The following is a 15,695-nucleotide window of genomic DNA, read 5'->3' as shown; positions in this document are numbered from 1 at the left end:
TTCCTCCCATGCTGAAAGTGGGCCTGACCGGCGGTATCGGCGCCGGCAAGAGTGAGGTGTCGCGGCTGCTCGTCGAGTGCGGGGCCGTGCTGATCGACGCGGACCGGATCGCGCGCGAGGTCGTCGAACCGGGGACGCCCGGTCTCGCGGCGGTCGTGGACGCCTTCGGCCCGGAGGTCCTCACCGCGGACGGCAGGCTCGACCGGCCCAAGCTGGGCTCCATCGTCTTCGCCGACCCCGAGAGGCTGGCCGTCCTCAACTCGATCGTCCACCCCCTGGTGGGCGCCCGCTCCCGCGAGCTGGAGGGGGCCGCCGCCGAGGACGCCGTCGTGGTCCACGACGTCCCCCTCCTCACGGAGAACGGTCTGGCCCCCCTCTACGACCTCGTGATCGTCGTCGACGCGAGCCCCGAGACCCAGCTCGACCGGCTGGTGGGCCGGCGCGGCATGACGGCGGAGGACGCACGCGCGCGGATGGCCGCCCAGGCGACCCGCGAGCAGCGCCGGGAGATCGCCGACATCGTCATCGACAACGACGTCCCCCTCGACGAGCTGGAACAGCGCGTCAAGGACGTGTGGGCCGGGCTCGTCCGCCGGGCGCGGGCCGCCCACCCGGAATAGCGATTCCGGGCGCGGGCCGCCCACTCGGAATAGCGATTCCGGGCGCGGACCCCCCGACCCGGAATAGCGGGTGCCGGACGGGGCGTTGGACCCGTTCAGTGAGGGAAGGATCCCGCCGTGCCCGAGACCAGCGGTTCGACCGGACGTACGCCGGAAACGCATGTCATCGACTTCCGTGCCGCCGAGCACCTGCTCGCCTCCCGTGACCCGAGGGGCGCGGTGAAGCTGCTCGACGGTGTCATAGACGTCCATCCGGAGAACACCGCGGCGCGGTTGCTGCGCGCCCGCGCCTTCTTCGCGGCGGCCCAGCTGCGCCCCGCCGAGCTGGAGTTCTCCTTGGTCCTGGAGCGCGAGCCGGACAACGCCTTCGCCCACTTCGCGCTCGCCCGCACCTACCAGCGGCAGGGCCGCCCGCACCCGGCCAAGCGCCACTTCCGGCTGGCGGCCGCGCTGGACCCGAACCCGGAGTACCTGGAGGCGGCCCGCTTCGACGCGTGACGGCCCGCGCTACGGGCGGCTCCTCGGCGGCTGGTACGGGGGCACGTCGCGCCCCGGCTGGTAGTGCGGGCCCTGGCGGATGTGCCGCAGGACGACGACCAGGTCGACCGTGACGACCAGCCACAGCAGCCCGCAGACGAGGGCCCAGCCCGGATGCCCCGCGAGCGCGAACGCCACCGTCCCGGACACCGTCCAGACCACGCCCCACACACTCAGCCAGAACCGCATCCGCAGAGCACTGCGCGCGGTCGTCGGCTCACTGCCCGTACGCATCGCGATCACCACCCCGTCCGCGCCGGTCCCCCGGTCCCGGGTTCCCGGAACCGCCTCCAGGACCACGCGTCACTCGGTCGGGTGAACCGGCGGGGGAGAGGGAACGGGTGTGCGGACGCGGACCGTTTGACGGGCATGGAATCGAAAATGCGTGAGGGCTACGAGGGGACGGGTCCCGGGGCGATCACCCCGGACGGCTGTGCGGTGGAGCTGTACGCGCGGCTGCCCGTCGGGGACGAGCCGGACGTCATCGCCGCCGCGGTGCCGGCGCGGGCGCGGATCCTGGAGCTGGGCAGCGGGGTGGGACGGATGACCCACGCGCTGCTGGAGCGCGGCTTCGAGGTCACGGCGGTGGACGAGTCCGCCGAGATGCTGGAGCGGGTGCGCGGGGCGCGGACGATATGCGGCCCCATAGAGCGGCTCGACCTCGGCGAGACGTTCGACGTGGTGCTGCTCGCGTCGTTCCTGGTGCACGCGGGGGACGTCGAGGTGCGGCGGGGCATGCTGCGCACCTGCGCGCGGCATCTGGCGGAGGGCGGGTGCGTCCTGATCCAGCGGGAGGGCGAGGACTACCACACCGATGTGCCGCGCGAGCGGGTGGACCCGGCCGGCTTCACCGTGCGGATCGTGTCGGCGGAGCCGGTCGGCGACGGCGTGGACTCGGTGCACGCGGAGTACGTGTTCCCGGACGCGACCTGGACCCAGACGTTCCGCGCCCGCCCCCTGACGAGGGAGCAGTTCGAGGAGGCGCTGGCCGAGGCGGGCCTGAAGGTGGACCGGTACCTGACGGAGGACAGGGTGTGGGTGAGGGCGGTGCCGATGTCCGGCGCCTGAGCGCGCGGCCCGCGGTCACGGCCGGGCCGCACCACCGGCCCCCCTGCCACGGGTCTTGCGCCCACCACCGCCCGCCCCGCGTCCGGCGGCCCCGCCACGCCCACCGCCCGTCCCGTGTCCGGCGGCCCCGCCACGCCCGCCGGACGCGACCCCCGGGTCACCGCCGCCGCCCGGTCCGCCCGGTCCTCCCGGTCCGCCGGGCCCCGCGTACCCGCCGAACGGGCCGGGCCCGCCCAGCCCCCGCAGCCGCTCCATCTCCCGGCGGTCGCGCTTGGTCGGGCGGCCCGTGCCGCGGTCGCGGATGCCGGCCGGGGCGACGGCCTCGCGGGGCGGGGGCGGCGGGGAGTTGTCGATGTAGCACTGGACGGCCACGGGGGCGCCGACCCGCTTGCGGATCAGCCGCTTGACGACGACGATCCGCTCCCGGGTCTCGGCCCGCAACCGCACCTCGTCACCGACGCGGAGGGAGTGCGAGGGCTTCACACGCTCACCGTTCACCCGGACGTGCCCGCCCTTGCAGGCGGCGGCGCCGAGCGACCGCGTCTTGACCAGCCGCACCGACCAGATCCAGCTGTCGATCCGCACGGACTCACCACTGCCCGGACCGGCCGCCTCGGCGGCGGCCACGGCGGCGGCGACCTTGGGGTCCTCGGCACTCTCAGAAGCCATGGTCCCGACCTTAACTCCCGGGCCCGGCCGGCGGTGCGGGGTTTTCGCCCGCCCCGAACACCTACGGTGGAGCCATGGACGCCCGTGGCCTCGACCGGCTCGACCAGCGCATCGCCGACTGCCGTGCCTGCCCCCGGCTGGTCGACTGGCGTGAGGAGGTCGCCCGTACCAAGCGGGCCGCGTTCGCTGACTGGACGTACTGGGGGAGGCCGGTGCCCGGATTCGGGCCGTCGGACGCCCGACTGCTGATCGTCGGCCTGGCACCCGCCGCCCACGGCGGCAACCGCACCGGCCGGATGTTCACCGGGGACCGTTCCGGGGACGTGCTGTACCAGGCGCTGTACGACGTGGGGCTCGCCTCGCAGCCGGGCTCCACCCACGCCGGGGACGGTCTGGAGCTGTACGGCGTGCGCGTCACCTCGCCCGTGCACTGTGCCCCGCCCGCCAACAAGCCCACCCCCGAGGAGCGGGACGCCTGCCGGCCCTGGCTGGTGCAGGAGCTGCGCCTGCTGCGGCCGACGGTACGGGCCGCGCTCGTGCTGGGGGCCTTCGGCTGGCAGGCCGCGCTGCCCGCGTTCGCCGAGGCCGGCTGGACCGTGCCCCGGCCCCGGCCCGCCTTCGCGCACGGCGCCCACGTCACCCTGGACGCCCCCGACGGGCCCGGCCTCCACCTCTTCGGCTGCTTCCACGTCAGCCAGCGCAACACCTTCACCGGCCGGCTCACCCCCGAGATGCTCCGCGACGTGCTGCGCACGGCGGCCGGGGCGGCGGGACTGCCCGCGCGGAAATGAGATGAGCCGCCCCGTCTCCGGCGTTACGTTGTCCCGATGGCCAGGTATCCGGAAATCGAACCGTACGACCACGGCATGCTCGACGTCGGTGACGGCAACCGCGTCCACTGGGAGACCAGCGGCAACCCGCGGGGCAAACCCGCGGTGGTGCTGCACGGCGGACCGGGCTCCAGCGCCGGCCCGAACCTCCGGCGCTACTTCGACCCCGCCGCCTACCGCATCGTGCTGCTCGACCAGCGCGGCGCCGGCCGTTCGACACCGCCCGCGAGCGACCACGCCACCGACATGAGCGTCAACACGACCGCCCACCTCATGGCGGACCTGGAGCGCCTGCGCACGCACCTCGGCATCGAGCGGTGGCTGGTGTGGGGCGTGTCGTGGGGATCGGTGCTCGGCCTGCGGTACGCGCAGACGCACCCCGGTGTGGTCTCCGAACTGGTGCTGACCGGCGTGGCGACCGGCTCCAACGCCGAAGTCGGCCTCCTCACCCGCGGGTTGGGCACCGTCTTCCCCGAGGCCCACGAACGCTTCCTCGCCGCACTGCCCGCCGACGAGCGCGACGGGAACCTGGCCGCCGCCTACAACAGGCTGCTGGAGTCGCCCGACCCGCAGGTCCGGGAACGGGCCGCGCAGGCCTGGACCGACTGGGAGACGGCGATGATCCCCGCGCCCCCGGGTTCGGTCGCACGCTTCCAGGATCCGGTGTTCCGCATGGGCTTCGCCCGTACCGTCACCCACTACTGGGGCAACGACCACTTCCTCGGCGACGGCGGGGACGACGACCAGGAAGTCGTCCTGCGCGACGCCCACCTCCTCAAGGGCATCCCCGGCACCCTCGTCCAGGGCAGCCTCGACTTCGGCAACCTCCTCGGCATCGTCTGGCGCCTCCACCACGCCTGGCCGGACAGCGAGTTGACGATCGTGGACGAGGCCGGCCACGACGCGGGCGACGTCGGCGACGACGTACTGGTGGCGGCGACGGACCGGTACGCGCGCCGCGGCGGGTGAACACCGTCCCCCTTTGCTCCATGGGAGGGAAATCCGGCTCCCCACAGGCATGATCCGCACTCCGGACATACGCTTCCGGCAAGGGAGGGGAGACGCGGAATTCCAGCCGAGGAGGCCCGGTGGCCGAACGCACCGTGAAACGACGGGGCTATCGAGAAGGCGTCCTCGGCGACATGCTCGCCGAATTCCTGGGCACGTTCGTCCTGCTTCTGCTGGGTATCGGATCCGTGGCCGTGGCCGTCGTGGGACTGCCCGGTTCGGGCCGGCAGGCGGTGGACTTCGGGCCCGCCAACTGGCTCATCATCGCGTGGTCGTGGGGGTTCGCCGTCATGTTCGGCGTCCATGTGGCCGGCGGTGTCAGCGGCGCCCACCTCAATCCCGCGGTGACCCTGGCCTTCGCCGTCCGGCGGGACCTCCCCTGGCGGAAGGTCCTGCCCTACTGGCTCGCGCAGGTCCTGGGCGCCTTCGTCGCCGCCGCGCTCGTCTACGCCTGCTACCGGTGGGCGATCGACGCGGCCAACGCCAAGGAGGGAATCACCCGGGAGGAATCGCTGGGCACCTATTCCATCTTCGCCACGTTCCCCGCCGAATACTTCGGGAATTCCTGGTGGGGCCCCCTGCTCGACCAGATCGTCGGAACGGGAATCCTGCTCCTGCTGATCTGCGCGCTCATCGACACCCGCAACACGGCTCCGGCGGCGAACCTCCATCCGTTCCTCATCGGTCTGGTGGTCGTCGTCATCGGCATGGCCTTCGGCACCAACGCCGGATACGCGATCAACCCGGCGCGCGATTTCGGGCCCCGGCTGTTCACCTTCTTCGAAGGCTGGGGGGCGATCGCGCTGCCCGGGTCGTTCGGATGGTTCAGCGGCTACTGGTGGATCCCGATCGTCGGCCCGCTCATCGGCGCGGTCCTCGGGACCCTCGTGTACGACCTGCTCATCGGCCCGGTGCTCAGGGCGAGGGCGGGGGAGGCCGAAAAAGGCCCGGCCACCGAAGAACCCTAGGCGCACCCACCGCCCGGTCACCGCTCGTCACGAGACCTCCGACGCGAGCAGCGGCACCAGGAACGACTCGGTCTTGCCGGACCCGGTCCCGGTGGTGATCCGCTCAGGGTCTCCCGTCGTCCGGACGCGGCCCGGAAGCCACGCAGTCCATGGGGATCCGCCGATTCATCCCTCCCGTGGGAACGGGCTGCCCGGTGGCCCTCACCCACGTCCACTTCCTCGGGCTCACCGGGCAGGGGGATTCTCCTCGAGCCGAGGGAGAGGGCGTTCCTCCGCTGTTGACAGCATTGGCTAACGACACTAGCTTTTAGCTAACGCGCTTAGCCAAGTGTCGGGTCGACCAACCCCGGGAGATGCCATGACCGAGTACCTCGCTGTCGACGGTGGCACGATCGCTTACGAGGTGACGGGGTCCGGCCCGCTGGTCGTGCTCGCGCACGGCATGGGGGACCACCGCGCCGCCTACCGCGCCGTGGTCCCCCAGCTGGTGGCGGCGGGCTACCGGGTCGCCGCGGTCGACCTGCGCGGCTGCGGCGAGTCCAGCACCGACTGGCCGGACTGGAGCCGCACCGCCATCGCCGGCGACCTGCTCGCCGTGATCCGCCACCTGGGCGGTCCGGCCGTGCTCGTCGGCCACTCGATCTCCGGCGGCGCCGCCACGATCGCCGCGGCGCGGGAGCCCTCGCTGGTCACCGCGGTGATCGAGCTGGCCCCCTTCACCCGCAAGCAGTCCGTCGGCCTGGGCGACCTGCGCAGCAAGCGCCTGCGGCAGGGCATGACGCGGCTGCTCGGCGTGGCCGTGCTGGGCAGCGTGCCGCTGTGGCGCTCCTACCTGGACGTGGCCTACCCGGGCGTGAAGCCGGCCGACTTCGCCGAGCGGCTCGACCGCGTCGAGGCGGTGCTGCGCGAGCCGGGCCGGATGAAGGCCCTGCGGAGCATGGGCCGCACCACCCCGGCCGACGCCGGCGCGCAGCTCGCGGGCGTGCGCTGCCCGGTCCTGGTCGTGATGGGCACGGACGACCCCGACTGGGCCGACCCGCACGCCGAGGGCTCGGCGATCATCGAGGAGCTGCCCGCCGGCCTCGGCCGCCTCGAAATGATCGAGGGCGCCGGTCACTACCCGCACGACCAGTACCCTGACCAGGTGGTTTCGCTGACGCTCTCCTTCCTCCGAACGGACGCGGCCCGTGCCTAGGGCCGGCCTCGACCCCGCGACCGTGGTCGCGGCCGGTGCCGACCTCGCCGACGAAGTGGGCCTGGCCCACCTCACGATGGGGCTGCTGGCCGAGCGCCTCGGCGTGCGCACCCCCTCCCTGTACAAGCACGTGGGCGGCCAGGAGGACCTCGTGCGGCGCATCGCGGCGCTGGCCACGGCCCAGGCCGCCGACGCCGTCGGAACCGCCGTCCAGGGCCTGGCGGGCCGCGACGCCCTGGCCGCCGCGCTGCGCGCCTTCCGCACCTTCGTGGTCGCCCACCCGGGCCGCTACGCCGCGACGACCGGCATGGAACCCATCGGCCCCGACGATCCGATGGCCCTCGCCGGCCGACGGCTGTTGGACGTGTTCCGGGCCGTTCTGCGCGGCTACGAGATCGAGGAGTGCGACGTGAACCACGCCCTGCGCGTGTTCCGCAGCCTCTGCCACGGCTTCGCCACGCTGGAAGCGGCGGGCGGCTTCAAGTGGAGCACCGACATCGACGAGAGCTTCGCATGGCTGATCGCCTTCACCGACCGGGGTCTGCGCGCCGTGTGAAAGCGCCCCTGCCGCCGGCCGTCCGTCCGCCGGGAGCGGCGGTCGCCGCCTGCATCGGCCAAGGCGGCCACGACTTCACGTTCCTCAACCGGCCTGGTCCGGCCGGAGCGTGAAGGCGGGCTCTCGCGTCCGGCGCGGGGGCGAGGCGGGCGCGGGCGGTTCCGGTGGTGGTGCCGACTCCGCCCATACGGTCTTGCCGGGGCCCGTGGGGCGGGGCAGTACGCCCCAGTCGTCGGCGAGCGCGTCGACCAGGAGCAGGCCCCGGCCCGACTCGTCGTCCGGGGACGGTGTTCCGGCGACCGGTCGTCGCTCCGCGCGGGTGTCCGACACCTCGATGCGCAGCGTGCCGTCCTCGCTCTCGGTGAGGCTCAGGTGGAAGTCGCGGCCGGGTACGTGTCCGTGCCGGACCGCGTTCGCGGTGAGTTCGGCGGCGATCAGCGTGAGCGTCTCGTTCGCCGGTGAGGCGTAGGGGTGGCCCCACGCGTCCAGGCGGTGCGAGACCAGTCGGCGGGCGAGGCGGGCACCGCGCGGGGTCGAGGTGAACCGCATCGCGAACGTGCGGGTCGGTCGGGGCGTACGTCTTTGCGGGGGAGCTGCCGACTTCATGGGGCAACGGTGGCGAACCGTGCGTAGCGTTGAACAGGTGGGACGCGCCGACCGGCGGTGGCTGTACGCCGATGTCGTGGGCCTTGTACCCGGGGTGGACCGTGACGAGGGCTTCGCGGGGCGGGTTGGTTGCGTACGCGATGTCTGTGCGGGGTGTTCGGCGGTGAGTACGTACGGGAGGTGCCGGGCGTGGAGGAACAGCGGCAGCAGGTGGACGGGCAGGAGCAGGAGGCGAGCGCGGGCATCCTTGCACGTCTTCGGGCGGCAGTTGAAGCTGTGCAGGGAGCGGGCGGGGCTGGACCGGGCGACGCTGGGGAGCAGGGTGGGGTACTCCGCGTCGACGATCGCCAGCTTCGAGCAGGGAAGGCGGATCCCGCCGCCCAAGTTCATCGACAGCGCGGATGAACTGCTCGACGTGGGTGGGTTGTTGAAGGCGGGGAAGGAGGAGGTGGCGAGGGCTCAGTATCCGGCGTTCTTCCGGGATGCGGCCAGGTTGGAGGGCGAGGCGGTTGAAATCCACCTGTACGACACCCACCTGGTCAACGGGCTGCTTCAGACGGAGGAGTACGCGCGAGCGGTGTTCGCCATGTGGCAGCCGCTCTTGGACGAGGCGATCATCGAGGAGCGCGTTGCCGCGCGACTGGCACGGCAGGAGATCTTCACCAAGCGCCCCGCGCCGCACCTCGGCTTCGTGATCGAGGAGAGTGTCCTGCTCCGCCCGATCGGCGGCAAGGCGGCCTGGCGGGGGCAGCTGGAGCACCTCATGCTGATCGCGGAGAAGCGCAACGTGGTGATTCAGGTGATGCCACTCTCTCGTCAGGAACATGCGGGACTGGCCGGTCCGTTCACCTTGATGGAGACCAGGGATGAGCGGAGGATCGCCTACACGGAGGTCCAAGGCGACAGCCGTGTCCACACGGAGCGTCAGAAGGTACGAGGTCTTGAGCGCACGTACGGGATCCTTCGCGCGCAGGCCCTCACTCCGACAGACTCGCTCGCGTTGATCGAAAAGTTGCTGGGAGAGAGATGAACGGGGACAAGGCCAGGCCTCACGCCGATGACTTGGCGTGGTTCAAGAGCAGTTACAGCGCTGGCGATGGCGGCCAGTGCGTCGAGGTGGCTACGGGTAGCGGCGCCCTGTACGTGCGCGACTCGAAGCACGAGGCTGGCCCCGTGGTCAGCCTCGCGCCGGAGGCGTGGGCGGAGTTCATCGGGTTCGCCGCTCGACACACCGCGTAGAGCGCAGAGCACCGCAGTGCCCCGTGACCGCTGATCCGGGTCACGGGGCACTGGCGTGCCTACGAGGGGCGCAGCGGTGACCAGCGCCCGGCCACGCCCCTCAGGAGCCCGCGCCGGCGTCCGGCACGACCGCCGTGGCCGTGATCTCCACGAGCTGCCCGGTGTACCCGAGGCAGGCCACACCGAGCAGGGTCGACGAGTGGGGCCCCGCGCTCAGCCCGGACGCCTCGACCACGTCCCACACGGCGGACAGCACCGCGGGCTCACTGCTCACGACGTACACATCCGTCGTGACGACGTGGCCCAAGCCGGATCCCACCGCCCGCAACTGCTCCTCCAGATTGAGGATCACCTGCCGGGCCTGCCGCACCGGATCCCTCTCGCCGACCAGCTTTCCGTCGGCGTCCAACGGGACCGCCCCGGCGAGAAACGCCAGCCTCGTGCCCGCCTCGACGACGGAGGCGTGGGAGTAGGTGGGCGGCGGGAAGAGAGCGGGGACGGTGACGCGTCGGATCACGCGGACTCCGATCTACGGGGAGGGCGGACAACCCCCGATCCTGCATGACACACCGGGCCACCGCACCCGTATTTCGCTCGCCCCCTCGACCACGTCCCCGTACCCTGCCCGATGCCTCCCGCACACCGCCGATCACCAGGAGCCCTCGTGCCGTCCGCCCTCCCGGACCAAGCCTTCCTCGACCGTACGGCCGACCGCCTTGCCGACCTCCCCGGTGTCCGGGCCGTCGCCCTCGGCGGCTCGCGCGCCCAGGGCACCGAACGGCCCGGGAGCGACTGGGACATGGCGCTCTACTACCGGGGTTCCTTCGACCCGGACGACCTGCGCGCGGTCGGCTGGGAGGGCGAGGTCTGCGGCATCGGCGACTGGGGCGGCGTCTTCAACGGCGGTGCCTGGCTGACCGTCGACGGGCGCCGGGTCGACGTCCACTACCGCGACCTGGACAGCGTCGAGCACGAACTGGCGGAGGCGGAAGCAGGCCGCTTCCGCGTCGAACCGCTGATGTTCCACCTGGTCGGCATCCCGACCTACCTGATCGTCGCCGAACTCGCCGTCAACCGGGTGCTCCGGGGAGAAGTGCCCCGCCCGGACACTTACCCGCCGGCGCTCCGCGACAGCGCCCCGCCCCGCTGGTCCGGCGTGGCCACCGCCACCCTGGCCTACGCGAAGGCAGGCCATGCCCCCAAGGGCGCCCTCACCCAGGTCGCGGGCGCCATCGCCGTGGCCGCGACCTGCACCGCGCACGCGGTGATGGCGGCACGCGGGGAGTGGGTCACCAACGAGAAGGGGCTGCTCCACCGCGCGGGCCTCCAGGGCGTGGACGACATCATCGCCGGAATGCGAGCCACGCCGGAATCACTCGTCACAGCCGTCACCGACACCGAGGCGCTGCTCGAAGCGGTACCGCGTTGACTCCCGCGGCCGTCGAAACGCCGGAACCCGTCATGGACCGGGGAGAAGCGCCGGGCCGGCCACCAGGACCGGAAGAGAGCCGTGGAACGCACCCCGGACCGGGCCGGGACCACCTGAACCGGACGGTGCCTACGGCCGCCACACGTACCGGACGTCCGGCTCCCGCTCCTCGTTCCCGGACCCGTCCGTCCACTCCACGGGTGTGAAACCGTGCCGCTCGTAGAAGCGGTGCGCGGGCGCGTTGACCTGGAAGGTCCACAGGGAGAGCCCTTCGGGGCTGCGCTCCTTGGCCAGCGCGACGAAACGGTCACCGATCCCGCGCCCACGCCACTCGGGGGCGAGGTAGAGCTGTGCCAGTTCCTCGCCGTCCAGCACCATCACGCCGACGACCTCCCCGCCCGCCGCCTCCGCCACCCACGTCTCGCGCAGGGGCACGAGGACGTGACGGAAGTAGCCGTGCACCTCGTCGTCGGACCGGGGCCGGACCACGTCCGGCAGGGCGGCGGCGAAGGAGCGCAGCCAGACGTCGGCCGCGGTACCGGCGTCGGCGGGCAGGGCCCGCCGCACACGCACCGCTCGGTCACCGGTCATCACGCGGACTCCGATCCATGGGCTGCGGGCAACCCACCGATCATGCGGGTCCCGCCGCTCCGGCGCACCCGTATTTCCGCCGGACCGGCCGAGCGAGCCGAACGACGCGGGTCGGCGGGGAGTTCAGGGCCAGACGCCGGTGAAGTCGATCGCGCGAGCCCACTCGGGATGGTCTATCAGCGGATTCCGGTTGCCCTGGATCGCCGCGATGGCCGCGTTGCGGTGCAGTTCGTACTCGCTGACCGCCTCACCCTCGTGCCACTTCAGCAGGACGGGCAGCCGTTCCGCGGGGAACTCGCGCGCCGCGTCGCCGACCTGGCCCGGATAGCGGAGCAGGAAGTACAGCGTGGCACGGGCGACCGCGCCCCTGCCCTCCTCGGGCTCGAACCCCACGTCCTCGCGCATCCCGCAGTCCTCCCGGACCGCTTCGTCGAAGTCGGGGAAGTCGAAGTACGGGAAGTTGCCGCGGAAGCTGTTGCAGCCGACCTCGCACGCGAACAGGTGGTGCAGGTCGCCCCGCATCGGCTCCTTCCTGGTGAACCACGACTGCGGCACCACGTGCTCGCAGTTGAACGGCATGGACGCCTCCAGGGCGTCGAACTCCGCCTCGAACTCGGCCGGTCCCGCCGTGCTCTCCCGCAACAGGAGTTCCTGCACGCGGGCCAGCCGGGCCTCCGCCACGGCCGCGTCGGCCCGTATGAGCTCTTCGGCGGAGAAGTCCTTGCCCGAGTAGATGCTGCGCAGCCGGCCGTCCTTGTGCAGGTCGACCCACGGATAGACCATGCTCATCGGCTTGTACCGGGGCCGGGGCTCGTGGGTGTCGGTCAGCAGCCCGGTCAGCGCGCGGCGCAGCGCGCCGCCGCCGCTTCCGGTGTCGACGTCCGCGTAGTACGCGTCGCGTGCGGCGATGTCGGCGGTCCGGTCGTAGTAGGGGCCCTTCTGCGCGAGCCGGTGGCTGGTCAGGGCCGCGTCGACGTCCTTCTCGACCGCCGACACGATGTCCGGCCGCCCGGCCCGGGGCGGCTGGGGCGCGGCCGTCGGCGTCGGCGTGACCGGCGAGGCGACGAGGGTGACCGGCGAGGACAAGGGCGTGCCGAGACCGAGGCCGAGGGTGATCCGCAGGGGGATGGTGAACTGGGCGGCGCCGTCGGCCGCCTGCGCCTGTGCGCCGTCGGTCCCCGGCAGGGCGGACGTGCCGAGGGGGGAAGGCACCGGCGGCGCGCTCTCCCCGGGGGACGGGGCGAGCCCGGTGGTGAACACCTCGTCCCGCAGCCGGGCCGCCTCACCGGTCAGGGGCATCGCGCGCAGAGCCTCCAGCACGCGGCTGATGCGCACCCCTTCGTTGGCCCGCCACGCCAGTCGCTGCTCGCCCATCTCCGGCCGCCACACCGTGCCGTCGACGCTCAGGGGCCGGCCCTCGGCGTCCGTCTTCGGAACGGCCGAGTGGTGCAGCGCGACGACCTCCCACTGGTCGTTGAAGACCGCGGATCCCGAGGAACCCTCACGGGTGTCGGACTCGTAGTGCAGGAACCGGTCCAGCAGGTCGACGACCTGGTTCTCGCGCAGCGCGATCTGCTTGGGTTCGCCCCTGGGGTGCTGGATGATGTTGACGTACTCCCCGATGACGACCTTTCCCTGCGCCTCGCTGAGGGCCAGCCGGCCGAACGACGACAGCGCCTCGCCCTGCGCGCCGCGCGGGGCCACCGCGACGAGGCTGAAGTCCAGCGCCCGGTCGGTGACGAAGAACCGGAGCGGCTCCAGCTGGAAGACGGCCGGTACGAGGGGGCCGCCGTCGACGCCGTCCTGGAACGCGAACGCGACCTTGCTGCGGTTGGCCTCCTGCGCGCCGGGCAGCACGTGGTTGTTGGTGAGCAGCAGGGAGGGGGACACCATGAAGCCGGTGCCGTGCCCGCCGCCCGGTCCGCTGATGGTGATCCGGCCGACCGAGCGGGAGACCTGTACGCCCTCCTCCAGGAACGCGATGGGGGTGAGGTTGTTGCGCCCGATGAGGCGTTCCAGCCCCAGCACCTCGCTGGTGACGGTCTCCGGCGGCAACCGCAGGGTGCTTCCCGCGCTGCTGGCGGGTTCCGTCGGCGTCCGCTCGATCGCCCGGGCCATGGCCCAGTCGGTGCCGAGACGTGCCAGCCGCTTCTCGACCCGCTCGGGGGTGTCCGCGTACAGCGGTCCACGTGTCTCGAGGACCGCCCGGTTCCGTTCCCGTCGTTCGGTCCGGTTCTCATAGCGTGTCGCGGCCATCGTCAGTTGCGACAGATAGTCCGACTCTCGTTGGGAAGCGAGTTCCGCCGTGGCCATGATCCGCCTCCTGGCCTGTTGATGGTGTCGGCGATCGGGGGACAGGACTCTTCCGAGCCGTGTCCGAAGCTACGGAACCGCCGTCAGCGCGGCGTCATCGATCCGGTTGCACGGCACGGGCGGGGGGCCGAAACTGGTGACGACATCTCCTCCTCGGAGGACGCGGCGCCCCGGAGCCGCACCAGGACCAGGCAGACCACGAGCAGCGATGCGCCGGTGGCGAGACCGGACAGCCCCCGGAGACGCTCGCGCGGGACACGGTGAGCGAGGCGATGAGGCCGGTTCCCCCGCCTCTCCAGCTGCGGTTGCTCGGCCAGTTCCGGCTGGAACTGGGTACCGAGACCGTCGAACTGTGCCGCAACGGCCAGCGGCTCCTGGCCTTCATGGGGCTGCGGGGACGGGTGTCCCGCACGGTCCTCGCCGGCACGCTGTGGCCCGAGGCCACCGAGGAGCACGCCCGGGGCAGTCTGCGCACCACCCTGTGGAAGCTGCCGCGCGGGGAGCCTTCCCTGATCGGATGCCACGGGGACACACTGCTGGTCACCCCGGCCCTGCGCGTGGACGTCCACACCCTCACACGGACGGCGCTCGGCGTCGTGCAGGACCACGGTCCACCGCTCCACGCCCCGCCGCCACTGGAAGCCCTCACCGGCGAGGACCTGCTGCCCGGCTGGGACGAGGACTGGGTCCTGGTGGAGCGCGAACACCTGCGGCAACTGCGGCTGCACGCGCTCGACGCGCTGGCCGGGACCCTGACCCGGCAGGGCAGACCCGCTCTGGCGATGGAGGCCGCGTGGGCGAGCGTACGCGCGGAGCCCTTACGGGAGAGCGCCCACCGGGCCGTCGTGTCGGCGCACTTGGCGGAGGGCAACGTCAGCGAGGCCGTGCGCCACTACCACGCGTTCTGCCGGATGCTGAACGAGGAACTGGGCGTCGCGCCCTCACCGCAGTTCGCCCGGCTGCTCCCCGGGCGGCTGCCGGAGCGGACCGGGTGGACCGGGTGGACCGGGTGGACCGGCTGAGCGTCAGCCGGTGAGCGGCGGCGGCACCGCCCCCGGGTCAAGGGCACCGTGTCAGTGCCGTGCGAACTGGACGCGGGTCGGCTGTACGGCGTCCGGGCGTACGGCGATGCCGTCGACGGGCAGCTGCTCCCCGTAGACGTCGGTGAGCCTCAGGGCGCCGCCGCACCCGGTGCCGTCGGGGGAGAGGAAGTAGTTGTACTCGGTACGGGTCAGCCGCTGCCACCCGGAACCGGTGCCGACCTCCAGCCGGGCGAGCGGGTTGCGGTGGCCGATCGCCTGGATGCCGCACCAGTGGCTGCTGGAGCCGGTCTTGTAGCGGATCGAGACGGTGTCGGACGTGCCGGGGCTGAGCAGGCTCCACGTGACCGGGATCTTCCCGGCGGAGAGTCCGGCGAGCTTCGCGAAGGCCTCCCTGCTCAGGTCGAGCTGCCCGGGGGCGCAGGGCGCGGGGCACTCGTTGGTGATCCGGACCGTCACGGAGGCGCCGCCGGCCGCGCGGACCAGGACGTACGCCCCGCACGCCCTGGACGTCTCGTAGTCCGCGGTGTTCATGGCCGCGATCATGAGGTCGGGGCTCGGACCGTACAGGCAGGCGCCGTCGCCGTCCCCGGCGTCGTAGTGGGTGGCCACTCCGCTGTAGGTGGTCCCGGGCCTGATCCGCCCCGCCAGTGGTGCCCCGCCGGAGGCCGGGCGCGGGGCGGTCGCGGTCGTGGGGGTGCTGCCGCGCGACGGCCGGGCCGACGGCGTCGTCGCGGAGGGCTCGGGGGTCGGGGACACGGTGGACGGCTTCGCCTTCGGTGCCCGCCCGGTCGCCGTGGGCGGGACGCTCGGTCGCGTACCGGCATCGGTGGGGGCGGACGTGGCCGTGGCCCGCGCGGTGTCGGGCCCGTCGTCGGGAGTGAGGGCGACGGCCAGCGATACGAGGAGCCCGACGGCGGCCACGGCGACGGCCGGAACCAGGAGGCCGCGCCGCTTGCCGCGCGGGCGACGGTGGGAGGGGGATGCCACGGATGAGTCCTTACGCGGTACGGGAGAACACACGCT

The 15,695-nt window shown here is 72.6% G+C and carries 18 protein-coding genes and 1 pseudogene; 12 read left to right on the top strand and 7 right to left on the bottom strand.

Annotated elements, in window-relative coordinates:
- Positions 1-8 precede the first annotated feature (8 nt).
- Both coaE and KUM38_RS37160 read left to right on the top strand, forming a co-directional pair.
- Positions 9-620 (top strand): dephospho-CoA kinase, encoded by a 612-nt coding sequence (gene coaE, locus KUM38_RS37165; protein WP_217136402.1) that lies wholly within the window; start codon positions 9-11, stop codon positions 618-620.
- Between the two features lie 117 nt (positions 621-737).
- On the top strand, positions 738-1,118 hold the full coding sequence (locus KUM38_RS37160) for a tetratricopeptide repeat protein (RefSeq protein ID WP_217136400.1): 381 nt from the start codon (positions 738-740) through the stop codon (positions 1,116-1,118).
- A 9-nt stretch (positions 1,119-1,127) separates the two neighbouring features.
- Here KUM38_RS37160 and KUM38_RS37155 read toward each other — a convergent pair whose 3' ends face one another.
- Positions 1,128-1,391, bottom strand: coding sequence for a DUF6343 family protein (locus tag KUM38_RS37155; RefSeq protein WP_217136842.1), 264 nt, complete (start codon positions 1,389-1,391; stop codon positions 1,128-1,130).
- A 147-nt stretch (positions 1,392-1,538) separates the two neighbouring features.
- Here KUM38_RS37155 and KUM38_RS37150 point away from each other — a divergent pair, with 147 nt between their 5' ends.
- Complete coding sequence (locus tag KUM38_RS37150; RefSeq protein ID WP_254398293.1) at positions 1,539-2,225, top strand: bifunctional 2-polyprenyl-6-hydroxyphenol methylase/3-demethylubiquinol 3-O-methyltransferase UbiG; 687 nt, start codon at positions 1,539-1,541, stop codon at positions 2,223-2,225.
- 15 nt (positions 2,226-2,240) lie between these two features.
- Here the strand turns inward: KUM38_RS37150 and KUM38_RS37145 are convergent, their stop codons facing one another.
- Positions 2,241-2,894, bottom strand: a complete 654-nt coding sequence (locus tag KUM38_RS37145) for an RNA-binding S4 domain-containing protein (protein WP_217136396.1) — start codon at positions 2,892-2,894, stop codon at positions 2,241-2,243.
- 74 nt (positions 2,895-2,968) lie between these two features.
- Between KUM38_RS37145 and KUM38_RS37140 the strand changes: the two genes are divergently transcribed.
- The 5 genes from KUM38_RS37140 to KUM38_RS37120 all read left to right on the top strand — a co-directional run bounded on the left by KUM38_RS37140 (position 2,969) and on the right by KUM38_RS37120 (position 7,451).
- Positions 2,969-3,685, top strand: a complete 717-nt coding sequence (locus KUM38_RS37140) for a uracil-DNA glycosylase (protein ID WP_217136394.1) — start codon at positions 2,969-2,971, stop codon at positions 3,683-3,685.
- 36 nt (positions 3,686-3,721) lie between these two features.
- Entirely contained in the window at positions 3,722-4,693 is a 972-nt protein-coding gene (gene pip / locus KUM38_RS37135) for a prolyl aminopeptidase (protein ID WP_217136393.1), read from the top strand.
- Between the two features lie 173 nt (positions 4,694-4,866).
- Positions 4,867-5,700: an MIP/aquaporin family protein gene (locus KUM38_RS37130; RefSeq protein WP_217136841.1), complete on the top strand. Its 834-nt coding sequence runs from the start codon at positions 4,867-4,869 to the stop codon at positions 5,698-5,700.
- Positions 5,701-6,058: 358 nt separating this feature from the next.
- Positions 6,059-6,895, top strand: a complete 837-nt coding sequence (locus KUM38_RS37125) for an alpha/beta fold hydrolase (protein ID WP_217136392.1) — start codon at positions 6,059-6,061, stop codon at positions 6,893-6,895.
- Between the two features lie 22 nt (positions 6,896-6,917).
- The gene (locus KUM38_RS37120; RefSeq protein WP_217136840.1) at positions 6,918-7,451 is read left to right on the top strand and encodes a TetR/AcrR family transcriptional regulator; all 534 of its coding nucleotides are present in this window, start codon (positions 6,918-6,920) and stop codon (positions 7,449-7,451) included.
- Between the two features lie 84 nt (positions 7,452-7,535).
- On the opposite strand, the gene KUM38_RS37115 is transcribed toward KUM38_RS37120, so the two are convergent.
- Positions 7,536-8,057 carry an ATP-binding protein gene (locus KUM38_RS37115; RefSeq protein WP_374227126.1) on the bottom strand — a complete coding sequence of 174 codons (522 nt, stop codon included), beginning with the start codon at positions 8,055-8,057 and terminating at the stop codon, positions 7,536-7,538.
- A 189-nt stretch (positions 8,058-8,246) separates the two neighbouring features.
- On the opposite strand from KUM38_RS37115, the pseudogene KUM38_RS37110 reads away from it, so the two are divergent.
- Positions 8,247-9,087 (top strand): annotated as a pseudogene (locus KUM38_RS37110) (helix-turn-helix domain-containing protein).
- Positions 9,084-9,296, top strand: coding sequence for a DUF397 domain-containing protein (locus KUM38_RS37105; protein ID WP_217136390.1), 213 nt, complete (start codon positions 9,084-9,086; stop codon positions 9,294-9,296). The pseudogene KUM38_RS37110 and the gene KUM38_RS37105 overlap by 4 nt, the downstream one beginning before the upstream one ends.
- 100 nt (positions 9,297-9,396) lie before the next feature.
- Here KUM38_RS37105 and KUM38_RS37100 read toward each other — a convergent pair whose 3' ends face one another.
- The gene (locus KUM38_RS37100) at positions 9,397-9,813 is read right to left on the bottom strand and encodes a RidA family protein (protein ID WP_217136389.1); all 417 of its coding nucleotides are present in this window, start codon (positions 9,811-9,813) and stop codon (positions 9,397-9,399) included.
- Between the two features lie 147 nt (positions 9,814-9,960).
- Between KUM38_RS37100 and KUM38_RS37095 the strand changes: the two genes are divergently transcribed.
- The gene (locus tag KUM38_RS37095) at positions 9,961-10,725 is read left to right on the top strand and encodes a nucleotidyltransferase domain-containing protein (protein ID WP_308409141.1); all 765 of its coding nucleotides are present in this window, start codon (positions 9,961-9,963) and stop codon (positions 10,723-10,725) included.
- Between the two features lie 129 nt (positions 10,726-10,854).
- On the opposite strand, the gene KUM38_RS37090 is transcribed toward KUM38_RS37095, so the two are convergent.
- Together KUM38_RS37090 and KUM38_RS37085 are read right to left on the bottom strand one after the other, a co-directional pair.
- Positions 10,855-11,316, bottom strand: coding sequence for a GNAT family N-acetyltransferase (locus KUM38_RS37090; RefSeq protein ID WP_217136386.1), 462 nt, complete (start codon positions 11,314-11,316; stop codon positions 10,855-10,857).
- 123 nt (positions 11,317-11,439) lie between these two features.
- Positions 11,440-13,629: an endonuclease gene (locus tag KUM38_RS37085; RefSeq protein ID WP_217136384.1), complete on the bottom strand. Its 2,190-nt coding sequence runs from the start codon at positions 13,627-13,629 to the stop codon at positions 11,440-11,442.
- Between the two features lie 272 nt (positions 13,630-13,901).
- Here KUM38_RS37085 and KUM38_RS37080 point away from each other — a divergent pair, with 272 nt between their 5' ends.
- Positions 13,902-14,651: a BTAD domain-containing putative transcriptional regulator gene (locus KUM38_RS37080; RefSeq protein ID WP_217136838.1), complete on the top strand. Its 750-nt coding sequence runs from the start codon at positions 13,902-13,904 to the stop codon at positions 14,649-14,651.
- A gap of 51 nt (positions 14,652-14,702) precedes the next feature.
- Here KUM38_RS37080 and KUM38_RS37075 read toward each other — a convergent pair whose 3' ends face one another.
- Entirely contained in the window at positions 14,703-15,659 is a 957-nt protein-coding gene (locus KUM38_RS37075; RefSeq protein WP_217136382.1) for an expansin EXLX1 family cellulose-binding protein, read from the bottom strand.
- Positions 15,660-15,695 lie beyond the last annotated feature (36 nt).

Source organism: Streptomyces sp. AC558_RSS880, from assembly GCF_019049255.1.
Taxonomy (GTDB): Bacteria; Actinomycetota; Actinomycetes; order Streptomycetales; family Streptomycetaceae; genus Streptomyces.
The sequence above is the reverse complement of the archived record's forward strand: the minus strand, read 5'-3'. Positions and strand labels throughout refer to the sequence as shown.